Annotated in this window: 4 protein-coding genes; all 4 read right to left on the reverse strand. The window is 47.2% G+C overall.

All coding sequences use genetic code 11. The features are described from left to right. Nucleotides 1–388: FAD-dependent oxidoreductase (locus AC1DUO_RS24125; protein WP_477989116.1), on the reverse strand; the 388-nt coding region annotated here is incomplete at its 3' end. A gap of 144 nt (nt 389–532) precedes the next feature. Further along, on the reverse strand, nt 533–787 hold the full coding sequence (bssS, locus tag AC1DUO_RS24130; RefSeq protein ID WP_013576258.1) for a biofilm formation regulator BssS: 255 nt from the start codon (nt 785–787) through the stop codon (nt 533–535). 346 nt (nt 788–1,133) lie between these two features. Beyond that, a complete protein-coding gene (gene dinI, locus AC1DUO_RS24135) occupies nt 1,134–1,388 on the reverse strand; it encodes a DNA damage-inducible protein I (protein WP_477989118.1) in 255 nt (84 codons plus the stop codon). Nucleotides 1,389–1,469: 81 nt separating this feature from the next. After that, the gene (gene pyrC, locus AC1DUO_RS24140; RefSeq protein ID WP_477989119.1) at nt 1,470–2,498 is read right to left on the reverse strand and encodes a dihydroorotase; all 1,029 of its coding nucleotides are present in this window, start codon (nt 2,496–2,498) and stop codon (nt 1,470–1,472) included. Nucleotides 2,499–2,501 lie beyond the last annotated feature (3 nt).

Raw genomic sequence — 2,501 nt, forward strand, 5'->3', positions numbered from 1 at the left:
GCGTGAACAGAGGCCACTTTTCACGAATTTCAGCCGCACTGAGGGATTGTATGACGAGGTTGTAGGTTTCTGCGCTGTTCTTAACGTTACCGATAAATTCAGAGTTTTCAGGACCAATATTCAGGACGCCGCTACGATGGAAAATCTTATCGCTGCTCAGTTCTGCCAGCTCATCCCAAAGCGTTTGAGCTCTCAGCAGCATTGGCACATAACGGGAACCTTCGCCGTAAGCGTGGCGGATAAGGCGTGTTTCGCCATGGTGACTGCCCGCCTGATGGGGTGGCATTGCGCTATCTATCATCAGCACTTTCAAGCCGGAACGGGTGGCGTAGTAGCCTGCGGCTGAACCGACCGAACCGCTGCCTACGATAATGAGATCGTAATCCATAATTCAAACGTTCCTGTGGTAAGAATTTTTAACAAACTGGCTACTGGCATGATAGAGAGTTTAAGGCGAAGAAGGCAAGCAGCGCGGAGGCAAAGAAAAAGGCACCAGGATAAATCGCTGGTGCCTCAGACTGGCAGGTAAAGATTAGTGTTTTCGGTGATCACTGTATTCGTACTCGTTAGATTCTATCTTTTCGATGCCGGCTTCAAGAATGTTAATGAGTTGCCGTGCAACGTCGGTAGTTAACCACAAGGTTCTGTCTACCTGAGCATCCTCGGGTGTCTGGTCTTTTGAAGACAGGTAATGAAGGCGTATCATCATGGCATCATAAGAGTCGACGGTACTGATATCCCAACCAACAAGCGGGTGTGTCTGAATAACTTCATCATTTCTGTCCATATAGACCCCTTATATTGTAGTGACTGACGTGAGTGACTATCTGAGGATCAAGGCGGCTCATTATCATGTGAGCAATTTCAGTATAAACAGATAAACCGATTTATGGAGTGATTTAAGCGTATTAAATTGTAAATAATTTGTGTTGATTATTTATTCAGCGGAATAATCTGAGATTAACTTAAATTTTATTTTTCAGAAGAGTCTGTTTTATGCAGTAAAAAAGAATAAAAAACCGGACTGCGACGCCCGGTGAAATACACCAATAGCCTTGCGGCGTGGTTTTAATAAACCTGATTATTATAGATAGGGAGTAAAAAGTGAATGGCTTTTCAGGGATTTCATCGGGTTACTCATCGTTCTGATTTGAGAACCAGTCATCAGCGCTTTCCCAGGTTTCCTGAAGAATTTCCTCGATAAGGTCACGGTCAGTTTTTGCGCCACCCAAAACGGACAGGCTATTTGCCCCCGCATAGCGGACCTGAATTTTATTTTCGCGGTCAGAAAACTGTTTGTTAATTCTTTTACTCAATTCACCTGATAACGCGTCCAGCRCGCCAGCAGGCAGAGGCTTGGTTTTATCGATTGTGACTTCAACACGCATAGGACCTCCTGAATAGATTTGACTGTATATTTATACAGTCAAATCATGATCAGTGCAATACACGCTTGTGAGAATTTGTATTTAGTTCGACGTCACTTTCCAGTTCAGTGTCTGACCTGCGAGGAATGGCACAACAGATTCATTGCCCAACGCAATTTCTTCCGGCTGCGTCACCGGTATACGAGACATTTCGATGAAGTCTTCATTGAGCGGCAGGCCATAGAAACGCGGGCCGTTAAGGGAGCAAAACGCCTCAAAGTGTTGCAGTGCATCCATTTCTTCAAAGACGGTCGCATAAGCCGATAACGCCAGTGGGGCATTGAAGCAACCTGCACATCCGCAGCTCGATTCTTTACGGTCTTTGGTGTGCGGCGCAGAGTCGGTACCGAGGAAGAAGCGATCCGCGCCGCTGGCGATGACCTCACGCAATGCTTCCTGATGAACGTTGCGTTTGAGAATGGGGAGACAGAACAGGTGAGGGCGCACGCCGCCAACCAGCATGTGATTGCGGTTGAACATCAGATGTTGCGGCGTAATGGTTGCGCCCAGATACTGATTGCCGGAAAGAACATACTGCGCGGCTTCTTTGGTGGTGATGTGCTCGAAGACAATTTTCAATTCAGGGAACTGACGACGCACCGGATCCATCACTTCATCAATGAAGCGGGCTTCACGATCAAAAATATCAACATGGTTGTGAGTGACTTCACCGTGGATCAGCAAAGGCATACCGATTTTCTGCATACGTTCCAAAACAGGGTAAATCATTTTGGTATCAGAAACGCCATGCTGGGAATTTGTTGTCGCGTTCGCCGGATACAGTTTTGCTGCTGTGAACACGCCTTGCTCGAAACCGCGGGCAATTTCTTCCGGATCCAGAGAATCGGTCAGATAGCAGGTCATCAGAGGGGTAAAATTATGTCCGACAGGCAACGCGGCCATAATACGTTCACGATATGCTATCGCAGCCGCCACGGTGGTTACGGGAGGACTCAGGTTTGGCATGACAATCGCACGACCAAATACTTCACTGGTGAAAGGTAACACCGTGCTGAGCATTTGGTCGTCACGAAGGTGAATATGCCAGTCATCTGGACGGCGGATTTTCAAAAC

The organism is Rahnella sp. P4_A8, assembly GCF_056402435.1.